Consider the following 18,022-nt stretch of genomic DNA (forward strand, 5'->3'; position numbering starts at 1 on the left):
TTATCAAGGAGATCTTATGAGTAAAAAAACACAACTCGCTATTTTTGTTACCGCCATTTGTTCTGCCTACGCCTTTGCGAATCAACCAACAACCTTAGAAGCGGTAGAAGTTGTTGGAACACAGGAGCGTGCAACCATCAATAAAAAGCAGATTGAGCAACAGCAACCCAAAGATGTCAAAGACTTGCTGGCTAATCAGCTTGATGTTCAGGTTAATGACTTACAACGCACTCGTTCAGGCAATGACGGCATTAACATTCGTGGTTTACAGGGCAACCGTGTTGCTAGCAGCGTTGACGGCATTCCTTTACCTGAAACCCAAGAAAATAAACTACTCACGTCTCTTGGTTTAGATTTTGGCGGCGCAAACAGTGTAGAGCCGACATCACTGCGCTCTGCACAGGTTCAATATGGTGGATCTTACCGTTCACTCTCTGGGGCAGTGGATTTTTCGACCCTTGAACCGACGGATTTAATCCAATCAGGCAATGTTGGCGGCTTTGTGGCAACAGGCTATAACAGCGTCGATAACTCTGTGTATGGCTCTTTAGCTGGTGCGGCAAAAAATGACCGCTATGAAGGGCTAGTACTCACGACACTTCGCTTTGGACATGAAACGGAAAATCATGCGTCTATCGGTGGTGAAGGCGCAACGCGTACCAAAGCCAATCCTGCCGATTATAAAAACAGCTATGTGTTAGTGAAAAATGCTTATCAAATCAATGAAGAACATAAAGTGAAACTTACTGTTGAGCATCAACAAAAAACCCAAAATACCGAGTTACTTTCAGGTAATGGTGTTTCTGTTGATCGTGCAACGGGCATACAAACATCAGGCTTTACCGAAGATGAAAACCGCCGTACTCGAGTTTCTTTTGGGCATGAATATCAAAATGAGAAAGGTTGGCTAAACGGCGCAAATACCCAAATTTATTTCCAACATGCGCAAACTGAAAATTATCGCCAACGTTTATCTGCTCGCTCTAATCGCACAGAATCAGGCGAAGTCAAACAGCAAACCTACGGCATTACGACCAATTTAACCAGTTTGATTGAATCTGCCATTCCACAGGTATTGCGTTATGGTATTGCTCATCATCAAGCGAAATTTAGCTCAGATATGTATTGTAATAGCTGCTCAACGGGGCTGACGTTTGATGCTGCGGCAACCACCAAACAGAGTAAAACCCATCTTTATATCGAAGATGAAATTGCGCTCGGCAATGTGGTGATTACACCACATTTGGGCGTGTTACATTATCGTTCCAACCCGTCCAAATCGGGCTATAACCAAGCGGCTGAACAGTATGCGGCTGTAGAAAGCCAAAAAGAGACTATTTTCCTGCCAAAATTTAGCGCAAATTGGAAAATTGCGCCGATTTTTGAACCTTATTTCCAATATTCGAAAGGGGTAAGAACACCATCAGCGCAGCAATTAACTTCATCTTTTGGTAATACTGTGGCTGTGGGCGGCAGAATCATTCGTCAATATGCTGTGATTGGAAATCCAAAATTAAAAGCAGAAACAGGCGATAACTTCAGCCTTGGATTTAAAGGTGCGAACGATAAGGTTCAGTATGATATTGCAGGTTACTACAATAAATATAAAAACTTTATTGATTGGGAATCTCGTGCAACGGCGACGCATAACCCATTGATTCAGTATCAAAATCTTGATAAAGCTAAAATTTATGGTGTGACTGCCAATGCCCGTTGGAACTTTATTGAGCATTTCTATCTGTCGGGCGGTATTGCTTATTCCAAAGGGAAATCAGAGCATAACGGTGAAAAAGCACCAATTAATACCATTCAACCGCTGAAATTAAAAGCAGGCTTGGGGTATGAAGGTGAACGCTTTGGCGCCAATGTTCAACTTACTCATGTAAAAGCAAAATCTGATAATGACATCAATGGTACGATTTACAACCCAACTAGTACGGTTAATTTGGTGGATTTAGGCGTTTATTGGAAACCGATTAAAAACTTAACGCTCACCGCCAATGTAAATAACCTATTTGATAAAAAATATTGGAACTGGGCAGATATTTCTTACTTTGCCGTTCAATCTTCTTCTGCGGCAGCAGGTCCAAGTAGTTCAAGTCTCTCTGCAACCAATGCTGATACTTACACAGCACCGGGGCGTAACTTTAATGTAGGACTCCGTTACGAGTTCTAATGAAATAACAAGCGGTCAGATTCGATAAAAAATTCGGTATTATGTCACAAACAAATAAGAACTAACCGCTTGAAATTGCTAAGATTCTCGTAGTTCATTTTTTTGAATACGAGAATTTTTTATGGCTCAAATTTCATTAATCAAGAGTTTTCGTTAAATGAAAAAGCTCTTGTTGATAATTATAGAAAAATATCTAAAGAGATACAGCAAACAATCTATACTTTATGTCTAGCAATTTCACAAAAAAATAGCGAGCATTTAACTCGCTATCCTATTTAAGTTTTGTGATTTATTTATCAATAACATTCTTCATTTGATGAAGAAATATTCTCATAGCTAGTATGGTTGTTATACACCATTAGTCAACTATATCAGACCGTATATATTCTATGCCGTATTACTCCCATTCCCCCTTTCTTTTCTCTTTAAATCTCAACGCATAAAATTAAAGTGTGAAGTAAATCACAAATTCAATGACTGGTTATTTATCAAACATATTTGGTGTGTTATAAAAACAATATTGTTATTCCTTTATACCCTGTGAAATATAAAAAATGATAGTGAGATTTTGTGATGAGTGATCGTATTTTGGATAAATTAAAACAGCATTTTATAAAACATCGATTCTGCTATATCGCCCTTGGGTTATTTTTGCTTATATTTCATCAAATGATTATTGCAAGTATTATCACACCTTATCGTTGTGATATGTGGAAAGGTAAAGAAGTGGAAGTTTTTTTAACACCTGAAGAATGGCGAAAGTTATCAGGTGTTAATGAATCTTTAAAAGGTACTGAATGGGTATATTATCCTACGATTGAAGGAGAGCTAGAAAAAGATCCTTTTTTTATAAAAAATCAAGGGTTATATCAACCAGTAATGTATTTTAATGGAAATAGACATACACTCTCTTCAATTAACGATAAGCACCCAAATTTAAATATATATGTGTATATATTCCCAAGAACGATACTGGGGCATGATACATTTATACTTTATGATTACAAACTTCAAAAGATTATTCTACAATATAATTTAATTGGGGGATATGTTAGAAATCCTCTTTCGGGGCTACCAGAAAGTTTTGATTGCAATAACAATGCCATGTCTGATGGTCTAAAATTGATAGAAAGCTATTTAAATAACTAGTGAGGTGAGATTATGTCTAATGATAACTTAGCTTTATTGGCTGCAGCATCATATGGAGAATTCTCCGAAATAAATAATAAAAAAGAAATTCAGAATAGTCTAAAAAAAGTAGAAATATCTGAATTTCAGGCTAACAAATTTACTGATACCTATGAAATACTTGCTCATAAACCAAATACTGAAAAGAGTCATATATTATGAAGAAAAAGATAATATATATATTTCTAGCGTTGACTGTTGTTACATTTGTAGCCACATATCCTTACTCATACTTACTTCTTAAAGTTGGATTTAGATTATCAGCTCATACACTTGATCTCATAATGCTTCCTACTAAAAGAATAAAAGTTTCAAATAATAATGGATTTATTATTGAACAGAAAATCTGCATCCCATACAAAAGTCTATTTGGTTACTATGTAATTGATGTCGATCTAAAAGATAAATCCATAGAACTATTTGAAACCAAACAATATTTATTAAATGAATTCGATATATATGTATCAATATATAATAACAATAATGAATTATTGTTCTATGATACCCCATTGACAATTCAAGAAAAATCTAGAGATAGATATAACTCTGTAGTATTAAATGAATATACTCTTCCTAAGGCTGGGTGCTATAAATTTAACATTAGGGGAATAAGTAAAAACAAATATGAAAGCAAATATAAAGATTTATATTTCACTCTATCTATAGCGGATCGAAATCCTTAATTTAAGTATTTTTACAGGTGACCACAATGAAAAATTATACTCTAGAAGTTAAAATTGCGGAAAAAGGGACGTTGTATCAAAAAAAAGAAACTTCTACTTTTGGACATATGTACTATGTATTAGTAGATCAGCTGGGTAATAGAAAAAGCTTTGGTTGGGGATATGGAGAAAATTCAATGTTAGGAGGAATAGAAAACATTCGAAAAACTGATGATACAGACTATTCAGAAACCAAAGATGGGAAAATCCATACTATAAAATTCAACATTACTGAGAAACAATATAATGTGCTTATTGAACATGGAGATAATCCATTTCATGACCGCTTATTTTATTATAATTATAATTTGCTTAGTAATAATTGTGTTGATTATGTCTTCATTGGATTACATAAGGCAGGTATAAACCCTTATGCCTATGAAGGAAAATTAGTCCCATCTGCCAATATAGATGTCGTCAATAATTTTAAAGAAAATAGATTTATAGTACCGTTAACTTCATATGGTATTTACTTAAAACAAACTGAAATATTAAATCAAGTAAATAAAAAAACAAAGGTACTTAATGAAAATAAAGCAAAAAATAAATTTTCTCTTCCTTCCTTATCCGAAACATCCAAAGAGAAAAACCAAAACTTTGACCATTTTTCTATTACGAAGAAATTATCATTAGGCTTTAATAAAGAAGCGTTAAATAAAAGCACAAAAACTTCAGATTTAGCTTCTTCATCAATTTTGACTGATGATACTAGAATTGCGAACCACAATCCTGTGATTTTAAAATCCATTGATATTGCAAATTATGTGATTTCCAATCTCCCAGGAAGCAATCAAGCGAACAATGTTAAATTAAACCGTACACAGGGTAAACCTTTTAAAATTGCCATCGATCCTCTTATTCTCGATCTCAATGGGGATGGCGTGCGGGCTGTAAGCTACAACGAAAAACCCGTGTTGTTTGATATTGATAATGATGGTGGCTCACTAGAAGAAACTGGTTGGTTAAGCCAGCAAGATGGTTTGCTTGTTAAGGATTTAAATAATAACGGCAAAATTGACAATATGTCTGAAGTGTTCTCTGAATACTATGCTGGTAAAGCAGGACGTAATGGCGAAACAGGGGAAAAGCGTTTTGCTAATGGGTTTGAAGCATTAAAGAGTTTAGACAGTAATAAAGATAATGTTTTTGATAGCAAAGATAAGGATTTTAATACGCTACGTGTGTGGCAAGACGCTAACCACAATGGCATTACAGACTCTGGAGAGTTAAAAACCTTATCTAGCTTGAAAATCAGTGCAATTGACTTGGCTTACCAAAATGCGGGTGGGCAACTCTTCTTTGGCAATGAGTTATTAGCAAAAGGATATTTCACTCGAAATGGCAAGAAACACGAAGCCGCAGCGGTGAACTTTTTAGCTAACCCAAGAGGGCATACTATTACCAATGTCAGCGGAGGTAAAAAAACGGTAACTGAAGCAGCCGGCGTGTTAGCTCAAACCAGCAGTTTCACCGCCGATGGTAATCAGGCTCGTACCTTAGAAGCGAAAAAATTAGGGGTTGTGAATATTCAAGCAGGAGATGGCAATGATGTGCTACGAGGTGATGAGAAAGATAACTGGCTTGCAGGGGGAGGCGGTGCTGATACCTTCTTTGGTGGGGATGGTGATGATGTCTTGCTGATTGATGGGGACGATCTGCCTGAGAATATTCACGGTGGCAAGGGAGATGATATTGTTCAAGTTGTTGGTAATAAAGACGTAAGCTTAGATCTTGGTGCTGCTGAAATTGAAATCGCCCACGGAGGACGAGGCGATGATATGTTTGTTTCTTCTGGCAATAGCTCCATATTTGTGCGGGGTGGCGATGGTAACGATGTAATTGTAGGCAGTGTTGCGAATGATGCGTTATCCGGCGAAAACGGTGATGATTTTATTTCTGGCGGTGCAGGCAAGGATTTAATTCGAGGACATCGTGGCAGTGATCGCCTGTTTGGTGATAACGGTGATGATGTTCTCTTCGGCGGTTCCGATGATGATATGTTATACGGCGGAGAAGGCGCAGATACTTTGCTTGGTGAGGGCGGTGATGATTATCTTGACGGTGGTGAAGGCGAAGATACGGCAGAGTTCTCAGGCGATTTTGCCGATTATAAAATCTCAAAAATGGGAGATGGATTATTAATTAGCGACACCAAACAAGGGCGAGATGGCACAGATTTCTTAAGAAATATTGAGAAGCTGAATTTTAAAGATATAACAAATTACACCACACCTGGCACAACTTCAGAATGGGAAAATCCAACCCCAGTGGAAGATATTCTCTATCAAGATAGCAAAGGGCAACGTTTTGACGGTTCACGTCCATATATCATTAAGCAATCTCAATTACTTAAAAATGACATTGATCTACAAGGAGATAAGATCGTTATTTATCAAGCATCAAATATTCGAGGTGGCTCTCTTAAAGTGCTGCAAAATGGTGATCTTGAATTTACCCCTACAAAAGGGTTTAAAGGCATTGCAAGCTTTGAGTACGCTATTGAAGATTCAAAAGGCACTAAAGCGATCCAAACGGCGGGTAGCGGTGAGTTAAAAGGTAAAGTCTATCTTGTACCTCCGTCATTACCTTCCGATCCTGATATTATTCGCCAGTATTATTTAGATGCAGATAATATTTCATCCGTATGGAAACATTATACGGGTAAAAATATTCGTATTGGGCAGTTTGAACCAAGTGGTCCATTTTCTATTGCGGAAGAGGTTGCTGACTACCGACACCCTGAATTACGTAATAAGATCGATAAAAAGTGGCTACATAACTATGAATATAAACGTCAAGAAGATGATAAAGTCTTCAGTAAGCATGCGACAGAAGTTGCTGGCATTATGGTAGCTGAACGTAATGGAGAAGGAGGTATCGGTATCGCTTATGATGCAACCGTAGCTAGTCATTGGGTCGGTGCAGATGTTTCTAGCTTGGAGCAGATGAAAAACTATGATATTGCGAACCATAGTTGGGGGCATACTCAGAACTTTAAACAACAAATTAGCTTTTCTGATAAAAACAAAACGATTTTTGATATTTATAAACCCGCGTTAACTGATGGGCGTAATGGTTTAGGAACGGTTATTGTTAATTCGGCTGGTAATGATAGACAAAAAGGAGGAAATACTAATTATTCTGAACTAACGAATGTTAGATATGGTATTGCGGTGGCTTCCGCTGAACAAAATCGACAATTTGAGACTAAAATTGCATCCTATTCAAATCAAGGGGCAAGTATTTTAGTGACAGCTCATGGTTCTGATGCTTATTCAAGTTCTCGTGAGATTGTAAACGAAAATGGTTCAGTATTAGGTCGAGACTATGCACGTAGCAATGGAACAAGTTTCTCCGCCCCTATTGTTTCAGGTGTCATTGCATTAATGCTTGAGGCAAATCCTTATCTCGGATATCGTGATATTCAGGAAATTCTAGCTCTCACAGCAACAACAAAAGGAGTGACAGACAGTCAGTGGCAACGTAATGGCGCGAAGAACTGGAATGGAACGGGTATGCATATCAGTCACGATTACGGTTATGGTGTCATAGATGCTCAAGCGGCAGTAAGATTAGCTCAAGATTGGAATACTCAACATACTTATGAGAATGAAGCTAAACTAGAAGATATCTATAAATCAGGGAAAGTGAATCAGGCTATCACAGATAATAATGGCAGACAATTTTCAGTAAATGTGTCAAATGCTTCCATATTACTCGAAAATGTAGCCGTTAAAGTAAATCTAACACATACAAGAGCGAGTGATTTAGTTATTAAATTAATTTCTCCATCAGGTGCAGAATCTATTTTAATGAATAGACCTGGAAAAGATACTAATGATGATAAAGCGATAGGAGATGTTAAGTTTGGAGAGTCTTCCACATTAAATTACACATTCAATACCACTTTGTTAAAAGGAGAGAGTCCTAATGGCCAATGGAAACTACAAGTTTTTGATGTAGCAACAGGAGACGTGGGAACATTACATGATTGGTCATTGAGTTTCTATGGGAGAGCTTACGGTAATAACGATATTTATGTCTATACTGATGAGTTTCACAATACCCAATCTGTTGATACATTGAATGATACAAATGGAGGAATAGATACAATTAATGTTGCAGCAATGGATGGTGCAATTGAAGTAAATCTCTCAACAGGAAAAGCCGATTTAGTAGGAAAAACCTTGACGATTAAAAATTCTCAACATATAGAGAATGTAACTGGAGGGGATTACAACGATAAACTCACAGGGAATAATGCCGCAAATGTACTTGTTGGAGGACGAGGCAATGATATCTTAGTTGGTCTAGAGGGCAATGATGTGCTTGCTGGTGGCTTAGGTAATAACACATTAACAGGTGGAGAAAATAATGACACCTTTATTATTGAGAAGAAATCAAATAGTCAAGATGTGGTCACTGATTTTAATGTAGGAACAGATCGTTTAGTCTTTACTGGATTTAAATCTTTTAATTTATCTAAGCAACAACAGGGCAATGATACTCTTATTTCTTTAGGAAATGGTCAAACCCTTCTGCTCAATAATGTACAAGCAAATAGCTTAAATAATAACAATATTGTGGTAACTGCGGAAGTATTCAAACCTTATTGGCTAAATCAAACGGGAGGATATGGATTCTCGAATAACAATGCTGAAGTTGCACTACCCGATTTTGGAGTAGCTTTTTGGGGAACAGAAGGTGAAGATCGTATATTTGGGGGTAATGGTAATGATCTTCTTCAAGGTGGAAGCAGCAACGACATTATTGTTGGTGAACACTCGGCAGATTCTGTCACAGGCGGTAATGATACATTGTATGGTAATGATGGCGATGATCGTATTTTAGGTGGAGGAGGTAACGATACTCTCCATGGTGGGGCAGGCTCTGATTATCTTGGTGGCGGTGTAGGTAATGATGTACTTTACTTAGAAGGTGATGATACAGCACTATCATTAACTTATCGTAATCAACAATATACGACATTAAATCAATATAATAATGTGGAATTTAGTTGGGCAAGAGCTGAAGGAGGTAAAGGAAGTGATCGATTTGTTGTCGTTAAAGATACAACACCAAATGCATCCAAAGGGCTTTTGAAGAATCTCATTTGGGATTTTGATATCAATGACAAAGATGAGAAAATTGATATTTCTCAGTTTAAGGGGGTAAAAACAATTAATTTTTATGGATTTAGCGTCAATAATGAACAATATACACGAATCTGGTTAGGGGAACCTAAAGCAGGCACACAATATGTGACTGTAAAAGGTATTAGACCTGATCAGCTAAAAGCAGAAATGTTTATCTTTTCTCAAGAGCAAGCAGAGTTACCTCAATTGGTTCATACTATTATCGGAACCAATGGTAATGATACGCTAAAAGGCAATGCAATTGGTAATTTAATTGATGGTAAAGCTGGCTCTGATAGTATGGCTGGTGAGTTTGGTGATGACACTTACCTTGTTGATAACGTAGGTGATAAAGTATTAGAAATACAAAATGGTGGATATGACATAGTCAAATCTTCAGTAAGTTATTCATTATCTAATTATGTTGAAGAACTTCAATTACTGGGTAATTCACCAATTAATGCTATCGGAAATAGTGAAAACAATCGCTTGATAGGAAATTCAGGTAATAATAGTCTGGATGGCAAGGCTGGGTTTGATACGATGATTGGTGGCTCGGGTAATGATACCTATATCGTTGATTCTCACCTTGATAAGGTGATTGAGAAAGTGAATCAAGGAACAGATACTGTTATCTCATCGGTCTCTTATACCTTACCAAAAAATGTAGAACATGTAGAGTTAACAGGCAATGCACATATTTCTGCAACAGGAAATGACACCAATAATTCCCTTAAAGGTAATTCAGGAAATAACCGACTGATTGGCTACTCTGGTAATGATTCTCTAAACGGTATGCGTGGAAATGACTTCTTAATGGGTGGTCTAGGAAATGATACTTATTATTTCAATAGAGAAGACGGTATTGATACTCTCTATGATGAGCAAGGTAACGACACATTACGCTTTACTGGTATAAATCATAATCAGCTTTGGTTCCGTAAATTAAACGCCGATCTGGAGATCAGTGTTATTGGTACTCAGGACAAAATAATGATTACGGATTGGTATGGTAAGAATTATAAAGTAGAGAGTTTTATCGCTGCGAACAATAAATCTTTAAGCCATACCAATGTAGATAAACTAGTAAGTGCAATGGCTGCGTTTTCTCCACCAGCTGCTGGGCAAATATCATTACCACAGGCAATAAATACCAAATTAGAGCCAATTCTAGCGGCTAATTGGACATAATTTAGAGTAATTATTTCGATATTATGTAGTAGTTGCACAAAACTCAGAAAAGCTTGTAGCAACTGCTACATAATACCGAATTATTTAAAGTCTCACGCTGTTCTTAATATTGGGCATAGTAGACAAAAATTTTGCAAAAATTTCATTGAATCTGACCGCTTGTCACTTACTCATTACTGATTTTTCAGAATCTCATTCATCAGCTGAATATCAATGTGACAATATCCATTTGGGTTCTTATCTAGGTAATCTTGGTGATACTCTTCTGCAGGGAAGTAATGTTCTAACATCTTATTTTCAACGGCTAATTTTTCGCTATATTGAGCTTGCAGATCAGAGAGTGCTTGAGTCACAACAGGTTCATCTTGCGGATCAACATAGTAGATCCCTGTACGATATTGAATCCCTTTGTCTTCGCCTTGTTGGTTCACACTTACAGGATCGATCACTTTAAAGTAGTAATCTAACAATTTTGCTAAGGCAATCTTCTCTGCATCATAAGTCACTTTCACCACTTCTGCGTGACCACTTCCCTTACAGACTTCTTGATAAGTCGGGTTAAGGGTATCGCCATTTGCATAGCCTGATTCAGCATCAATTACCCCATTAATGCGTTGCATAAAGGCTTCTGTTCCCCAAAAGCAACCGCCCGCTAAATAAATTTCTTTGATATTTGCCATATAAACTCCTTTGCAAAATTTATGTTAAATCTGACCGCTTGTAACGATTAAAAAGCGTTGCGGTATATTGGATAATCCAACCAACACAAAAGGCAAAAGCCAACGTGCTAATGCCTACCGTGCCACCTAATAAAAAGCCTAATACACAGACCTTCACTTCAATAGAAGTACGAACCACACCGACTTTCCAGCCATATTTTTGGCACATTCCCACCATTAATCCATCTCGTGGCCCTGCACCTAAGTGACAAGAGAGATAAAATGTCGTACTAATCCCAAATAAGAGAATAGCGCCAATCATCAGTAAAAATCGAGAAAATAACGTCTCTGGTGCAGGAACATATTGCACGGTTAAATCAATAAAAAGTGCAATCCAAAAGATATTCAGTACCGTTCCTAAGCCAAAACGTAATTGCAACGGAATCCAAAGCAATAAGACGATCACGCTAATAATGGCAACCACGACGCCAATAGATAAGCCCGTTTGCAATGAAATACCTTGAGAAAAGACGGTCCAAGGGCTTGAACCTAAATGAGCAAGCACTAACAGACCTTCGCCAATACCCATTAAGATAGTTGCAACGGAAATCATCAACAGCGAACTTGGCTTTAAATGCCATTGATGATCCGCCGTCCAAGGCATTCTAGGAATAGGAGATTTTCTACTCATAGCGCAAGGCTTCCGCAGGTTCAATTTTTGATGCTCGATATGCAGGGTAAAGCGTGCAAGCCAATGATAATGCAATAGATGAAACCACAATGACAATAACCTGCTCCAACGCAATTTCCGTTGGCAGAACCATACCTGTTGGATTAATCAGGCTGATGAAATCACCTAAATAAGTTGTTGCTAGTACCCCCAATATGCCACCGACCAATGCGCCAATAACCCCAACTATCGCCCCTTGAGCGACAAAAATTTGGGTCACTTGCCCTTTGGTTAAACCTTGTGTTTGCAAAATGGCAATTTCACCCTGTTTATCCACCACCATTAAGCTCAAGGAGGTAACGATATTGGAAATCGCCACGATGATGATTAAGCTAATCAGTAGCCCCATCATATTTTTTTCCATACGTACCGCTTGGAAAAATTCGCCTTTTTGCTCACGCCAGTCACTAATTTGCCATTTATCCGCAGGGAATGCGCTTGCCAATTCTGTCACTAAGAACGGATCCGTTAAGAACAAACGCACACCTTGGCTTTTGCCTTCTTCAATCCGTAACAAACGCCCTACATCTGCCAAATTGGCAAATAAGGTGTAACTACTTGCTTCATTGTTTGAATAATAAATGTCTGAAACGGTAAACAAACGCTGGACAGGCACTCGTCCAAACGGGGTATATTGGCTATTTTCAGTGATCATCAAACGAATTTTATCGCCAAGGTTTAAGTTAAGCTGATCTGCCAAACGAGAGCCAATAATCACATTAAATTCCCCTGCAGGTAAACGTTGAGATAGATCGCTAATCTCAATTAACAAAGGATCATCACTTGCCTTTTCGACACCGATTAACTGCCCTGCATTCATACCTTGTTGGCTTTGAATCATCACATTTGCACGGTTAATGAGTACCGATTTTTCCACATAAGCGGGTAAATCAAGCTTTGCCGTATTTTGCCAATGTTCATCTAATGGGGAAACAATCGCATGGGGAAGAGTGGAAAGTAGATTGCGTTTCTGCATGTTTTCCAAACCATTCATCACAGAAAGCACAATGACTAACGCCATGACACCGAGTACAATGCCAAAACTCGCTAAATTGGTGACTAATCGACCAAAACGGTCGCCACTTTTAGAACGCCAATAACGAAAAGCAATAAATAAAGGAGTTGTTAAGTTCATAAAAATTAATACGGATAGACATTGGTAAAATTCTACCAAAATCTATCCGCTTGTCTTAGATATTTCTGTTATATCAACAAAAAAAGTGAATTGATACACCTAGTATCTTTCTAGCATTTATACATAAAAGACTATTTGCCCGTTGCAACAAACTCTTCAATATTTTGTGCAACTTTATTGACCAAAGTAGTCACCGCCGAATCACTCGCCCACGCAACGTGTGGTGTAATTAGTAAATTCGGCAGACGTTTTGCCGCTTGAATGAGCGGATTATCAATCGCTGGCGGTTCTTTGACTAGGACATCTAACGCTGCTCCTGCAATTTTGCCATTTTCCAATGCGTCAAGCAGTGCAGCTTCATCAACTAAAGGTCCACGTCCCGTATTAATGAGATACGCCGTTGGTTTCATTAATGCTAAGGTTTCAGCATTAATCAGGTTTTGAGTGGTTTCTGTTAAAGGACAATGGAGCGTCACAATATCCGCTTGTTTTAATACGTCTTCAAACGGGGTATAGCCTTCACGGATTGTGGTTGCATCTTTATGCTCTGCATACAACACGTTCATGCCAACAAGTTCTGCCAAACGCCCCACTTCTGAGCCTAAACAGCCTTTGCCGAATACACCTAAGGTTGAGCCACGCACATCTGTGATCGGATAATCCACATAACAGAATTGTCCGCAAGTTGCCCAACGGTCGCTAGTCACTTGATCACGATGATAGCTCATTAAACTGTGCTTCAATGAAAAAATCATACCCAAAACGTGTTCTGGCACGGTCACACTGGAATAACCTGTCACATTTTTCACCGCAATGCCGAGTTCTTTAGCGGCAACCAAATCAATGTTATTCGTGCCTGTGGCAGTAATGGCAATTAGCTTGAGTTTTGGTAATTTGGCTAACAGCTCACGCCCAAATAACACTTTACTGGTGATAATAATGTCAGCATCTTTGGCACGATCATAAGTTTCTTCCGCTGAAGTGCGATCATATTCGATCCAATTGTGTGGAAAAGTCGGACGTGGGATTTCGTGAGTGGCAGGAATGCCTGTACGGTCAAGAAAAACGATATTCAACATAGCATTAGCTCCTTGTTTGCAAAGAAAGTTTGTTGAATATACAACAAGCGGTGCGTTCTAACAAAAAATTTACAAAAACGCACCGCTTGTTTAATTAGTTACTGGTATCAATCTCTTCAAAGGATTTGACCAAATCATCAATCGCTTTCATCTGTGAAACAAAGGCTTCTAATTTTGAAAGCGGTAATGCAGATGGTCCATCGCATTTCGCATTTTTTGGATCTGGGTGAGCTTCTAGGAATAAACCTGCTAAACCAACCGCCATACCCGCACGAGCCAGTTCTGTTACTTGATCACGACGACCGCCTGATGCAGCACCAAACGGATCACGGCATTGTAATGAATGGGTGACGTCAAAAATTACAGGGCAACCTTTTGAGACTTTTTTCATCACATTGAAGCCAAGCATATCAACCACTAAGTTATCATAACCAAAGTTAGTACCACGATCACATAAAATCACTTTGTCGTTGCCACACTCTTCAATTTTTTCCACGATATTGCCCATTTGTCCTGGGCTTAAAAATTGTGGTTTTTTCACGTTAATCACTGCACCCGTACGAGCCATTGCTTCAACTAAATCGGTTTGACGAGCAAGGAACGCTGGCAGCTGGATAATATCGACCACATCGGCAACAGGCTGACATTGATAGATTTCGTGAACGTCAGTGATGATTTTTACCCCAAACGTCTCTTTTAACTCTTGGAAAATTTTCAAACCTTCTTCCATTCCCGGTCCACGATAAGAGTGGATTGAAGAGCGGTTCGCTTTGTCGAAAGAGGCTTTAAATACATAAGGCACGCCTAATTTTTGCGTCACTTCTACATATTTTTCACAGACTTGCATCGCCATATCACGACTTTCAAGCACGTTCATTCCGCCAAAAAGTACGAAAGGTTTGTTGTTGGCAATTTCAATGTTGCCAAGGGTGATTGTTTTTTGTTGCATAAGAGATTCCTTTAAAATTTTGCTCCACCTGCTTGTGGGGGAACTACCAACCGTTCGAAATATATCACTAATTAATTTACCCCATTCCCTTCCCCCGTTTACGGGGGAAGGGAATGTTGTTAATGTAAAACGCTTGCTTTGCTCTGCTTTTCCAATCCAGCGATTTCAAGTTTTAACATCATTGCCGATGGGTCATCAGGGCATTGATCGATAAAATAACTTAAATCATCAAACGCCGCTTGATAGCAATCCATACTGGCTAAAATCATTCCCCGATCCCGAATTTCATAAGGATCTTCAGGGCTTATCGTTAAGCGGTATTCAATTAACCGCAACGCTTCTTCATATTTGCCTTCACGGGTGAGTGCCATTTTAAACACCGTTTCCAACCGCTCTAACAGCTCTTCTTCATCGGCAATACGTAAAAATTCTTGATTCAGTTCTACGCCATAGCCCATTTCGCCTTCTAGCCATTTTTCCAGCTTTTCACGCTCAAGTTCAGATCCGTCCCACGGATTGATAAACTTCACATCGGTTCTGCCTTGCTCATTTTTCAACTCAGCACGCAAAATTAACTGAGTCGGGAAATTGACAGGATAAAGGGGCAAATTCAGCGATGCGGCTAAATAAAGCACCACCGCACCCAATGAAACAGGCATACCACGACGTTTACGAATTACGTTATTAATCAATAAGTTATCCGTATAGAAATACTCGGCGTGATGACAATGGAAGCCCCACTCTTGATAAACCAACGTCAAAAGCTGTGTCAAACGTTCTGCGTCCGTTTCGCCATTGACATCATAACGTGCCTTTTTAACGAGCGATGACATCAAACCCAACACCTGTGGCTCCGAAAGTGAATCGTCAATCATCAAGGTCAAACGCACCAATTCACGATACAAAAATTTTTGTAACTGTACCTTATTTATCACGCTTTTTGGCTGTTTAATCTCTTGGAAAATTTGGTTAATTATCGTGTCCATTTTGCTACCGTTACTCTATCATTACCGCCATAATCTTGAAAAGTCTGCACATCAACCCATTGATTTTGTTTGAAAATCTGTTGAACATCGTGTGCCTGTTGCCAACCGTGTTCTAACATTAACGTGCCATTTTCGGTTAAATAAAGCGGTGCCTTTTCAATAATTTTTTGCAAATCGCTCAAGCCGTTCTGTTCGGCAACCAATGCCGTTAAAGGTTCAAAACGCACATCGCCCCGAGTCAGATTTTCATCATTTTTATCAATATAAGGGGGATTGCTCACAATAAGGTCAAATCGCTGATTTTGCAAGGCGTCAAACCAATCACTTTGTAAAAAACGGACATTAGCAAAACCGAGCTTTTGGCGATTTTTTTCTGCCAGTTGCACCGCATCGGGCTGTTTATCCACGCCAATAATGTGAGCCTTATCGCCTAATTCACTTGCCAACGCTAAGGCTATCGCCCCTGTGCCTGTGCCAAGATCGAGAATGTGCAAATTTTTCTCTGAATCTAACCGCTTGTATGCCCACGCCAACGCTACTTCCACCAAACGCTCCGTATCAGGACGGGGAATGAGTGTTGCCGTTGAAACTGCTAGGGGCAACGACCAAAACTCTTTTTCGCCCAAAATATACGCCATTGGCTCACCTTTGGCACGGCGAGCAAGCAATTCAGCTAGTTGGCGTAATTCGGTATCGTTCAGCTCTGTTTCCCCAAAAGCAAAAATTGCAGATTTTGAGCGTTTTGTTACCGCTTGTAGCAGAATGTTAGCATCGGCTTTGGCGTTTAAAAACGGATCTTGTTCCGCATTTTCAAGCAAAGTCTGTTCGGCAAATGTGAGCCATTGTTGGTAGGTTTGAGACATAGATATGTTTATATTCGTAACGGTGGGTTAAAACCCACCCTACAGTACTAATTTTGATCCGACAACGCCGCGAGCTGATCCGCTTGATATTCGGTGATAATCGGCTGAATTAATTCATCAATTTTGCCGTTCATCACTTCATCTAAACGATACACGGTTAAGTTGATACGGTGATCGGTAACACGCCCTTGTGGGTAGTTGTAAGTACGGATTTTGTCGGAACGATCGCCCGAGCCGAGTAAGTTACGGCGAGTATCCGCTTGCTCTTGGGCTTGTTTCTCTTTTTCTACTTGCACAATGCGAGAAGCCAATACCGCTAAGGCTTTGGCTTTATTTTTGTGTTGAGAACGTTCATCTTGGCACTCAACCACAATGCCCGTTGGAATATGGGTAATACGCACCGCTGAGTCGGTCGTATTAACGTGCTGACCGCCTGCACCAGATGAGCGATAGGTGTCGATACGCAAATCCGCTGGGTTGATTTCAGGCATTTCGCTCTCTGGCAATTCAGGCATCACTGCCACAGTACAAGCGGAAGTATGAATACGCCCCTGTGATTCGGTTTTTGGCACACGTTGCACACGGTGTCCGCCCGACTCGAATTTGAGCTGTCCATAAACGCCTTCACCGCTGATTTTCACGATAATCTCTTTATATCCGCCCTGTTCGCTTTCGTTTGCAGAGAGTTCTTCAATTCGCCAGCGTTTGCTTTCAGCATAACGGCTGTACATACGGTATAAATCGCCTGCGAAAATACCTGCTTCATCGCCGCCTGTTCCGGCACGGATTTCAAGGAAGCAGTTATATTCATCGTTTGGATCTTTTGGCAGTAATAAAATTTGCAGATGTTGCTCAAGGTTTTCAATTTCCGCTTTGTTCGCTTCAATTTCCTCTGCCGCCATCTCTTTCATATCAGGATCGTCAAGTAAGATTTGAGCTTCTTCAATATCGCTGTGTAATTTTTTCCAACGGTTGAAAGTGCCAACCACTTCTTCTAATTGCGAATACTCTTTGGAGTAGGCACGGAATTTTTCTTGATCACTAATGATAGTTGCATCGCCAAGTAGGGCTTGTAATTCCTCGTGGCGTTCGCTGAGACTGTCTAATTTATTGATGATGGATTGTTTCATTGTCTTGTTAAAATTTGTGTTGAATGTCGCTATTGTAACGGAAAATCGCCATCTAATAAACGCAAAAAAGCCTAGATTT

At 39.1% G+C, this 18,022-nt stretch carries 13 protein-coding genes; 5 read left to right on the forward strand and 8 right to left on the reverse strand.

Translation table 11 applies throughout. The features are described from left to right. Nucleotides 1-16 precede the first annotated feature (16 nt). From C5N92_RS03865 to C5N92_RS03885, 5 genes are all read left to right on the forward strand, one after another. Entirely contained in the window at nt 17-2,176 is a 2,160-nt protein-coding gene (locus C5N92_RS03865) for a TonB-dependent hemoglobin/transferrin/lactoferrin family receptor (RefSeq protein WP_111749545.1), read from the forward strand. A 573-nt stretch (nt 2,177-2,749) separates the two neighbouring features. Continuing rightward, on the forward strand, nt 2,750-3,325 hold the full coding sequence (locus tag C5N92_RS03870) for a hypothetical protein (RefSeq protein ID WP_111749546.1): 576 nt from the start codon (nt 2,750-2,752) through the stop codon (nt 3,323-3,325). 12 nt (nt 3,326-3,337) lie between these two features. Next, nucleotides 3,338-3,526: a hypothetical protein gene (locus C5N92_RS03875; RefSeq protein ID WP_111749547.1), complete on the forward strand. Its 189-nt coding sequence runs from the start codon at nt 3,338-3,340 to the stop codon at nt 3,524-3,526. After that, nucleotides 3,523-4,047, forward strand: a complete 525-nt coding sequence (locus C5N92_RS03880) for a hypothetical protein (RefSeq protein WP_111749548.1) — start codon at nt 3,523-3,525, stop codon at nt 4,045-4,047. Before C5N92_RS03875 ends, C5N92_RS03880 begins: the two co-directional genes overlap by 4 nt. 26 nt (nt 4,048-4,073) lie before the next feature. Then, nucleotides 4,074-10,412 carry a S8 family serine peptidase gene (locus C5N92_RS03885; RefSeq protein ID WP_238138389.1) on the forward strand — a complete coding sequence of 2,113 codons (6,339 nt, stop codon included), beginning with the start codon at nt 4,074-4,076 and terminating at the stop codon, nt 10,410-10,412. Nucleotides 10,413-10,585: 173 nt separating this feature from the next. On the opposite strand, the gene msrA is transcribed toward C5N92_RS03885, so the two are convergent. The 8 genes from msrA to prfA form a co-directional block, all read right to left on the reverse strand. Next, nucleotides 10,586-11,092, reverse strand: a complete 507-nt coding sequence (gene msrA / locus C5N92_RS03890) for a peptide-methionine (S)-S-oxide reductase MsrA (protein WP_111749549.1) — start codon at nt 11,090-11,092, stop codon at nt 10,586-10,588. Nucleotides 11,093-11,111: 19 nt separating this feature from the next. Further along, entirely contained in the window at nt 11,112-11,762 is a 651-nt protein-coding gene (gene yczE / locus C5N92_RS03895; RefSeq protein WP_111749550.1) for a membrane protein YczE, read from the reverse strand. Further along, nucleotides 11,755-12,936 carry a lipoprotein-releasing ABC transporter permease subunit gene (locus C5N92_RS03900; RefSeq protein ID WP_111749551.1) on the reverse strand — a complete coding sequence of 394 codons (1,182 nt, stop codon included), beginning with the start codon at nt 12,934-12,936 and terminating at the stop codon, nt 11,755-11,757. The genes yczE and C5N92_RS03900 overlap by 8 nt, the downstream gene beginning before the upstream one ends. Before the next feature lie 131 nt (nt 12,937-13,067). Beyond that, nucleotides 13,068-14,015 carry a 2-hydroxyacid dehydrogenase gene (locus C5N92_RS03905; protein ID WP_111749552.1) on the reverse strand — a complete coding sequence of 316 codons (948 nt, stop codon included), beginning with the start codon at nt 14,013-14,015 and terminating at the stop codon, nt 13,068-13,070. A gap of 94 nt (nt 14,016-14,109) precedes the next feature. Beyond that, nucleotides 14,110-14,964 (reverse strand): 3-deoxy-8-phosphooctulonate synthase, encoded by an 855-nt coding sequence (gene kdsA / locus C5N92_RS03910; protein ID WP_111749553.1) that lies wholly within the window; start codon nt 14,962-14,964, stop codon nt 14,110-14,112. A gap of 119 nt (nt 14,965-15,083) precedes the next feature. Further along, complete coding sequence (locus tag C5N92_RS03915; protein ID WP_111749554.1) at nt 15,084-15,950, reverse strand: SirB1 family protein; 867 nt, start codon at nt 15,948-15,950, stop codon at nt 15,084-15,086. Then, nucleotides 15,938-16,813 carry a peptide chain release factor N(5)-glutamine methyltransferase gene (gene prmC / locus C5N92_RS03920; protein WP_111749555.1) on the reverse strand — a complete coding sequence of 292 codons (876 nt, stop codon included), beginning with the start codon at nt 16,811-16,813 and terminating at the stop codon, nt 15,938-15,940. The genes C5N92_RS03915 and prmC overlap by 13 nt, the downstream gene beginning before the upstream one ends. Before the next feature lie 47 nt (nt 16,814-16,860). Continuing rightward, nucleotides 16,861-17,943: a peptide chain release factor 1 gene (gene prfA, locus C5N92_RS03925; protein WP_111749556.1), complete on the reverse strand. Its 1,083-nt coding sequence runs from the start codon at nt 17,941-17,943 to the stop codon at nt 16,861-16,863. Between the last annotated feature and the right edge of the window lie 79 nt (nt 17,944-18,022).

The sequence above is a fragment of the Glaesserella australis genome (genome assembly GCF_003260095.1).
GTDB lineage: Bacteria > Pseudomonadota > Gammaproteobacteria > Enterobacterales > Pasteurellaceae > Glaesserella > Glaesserella australis.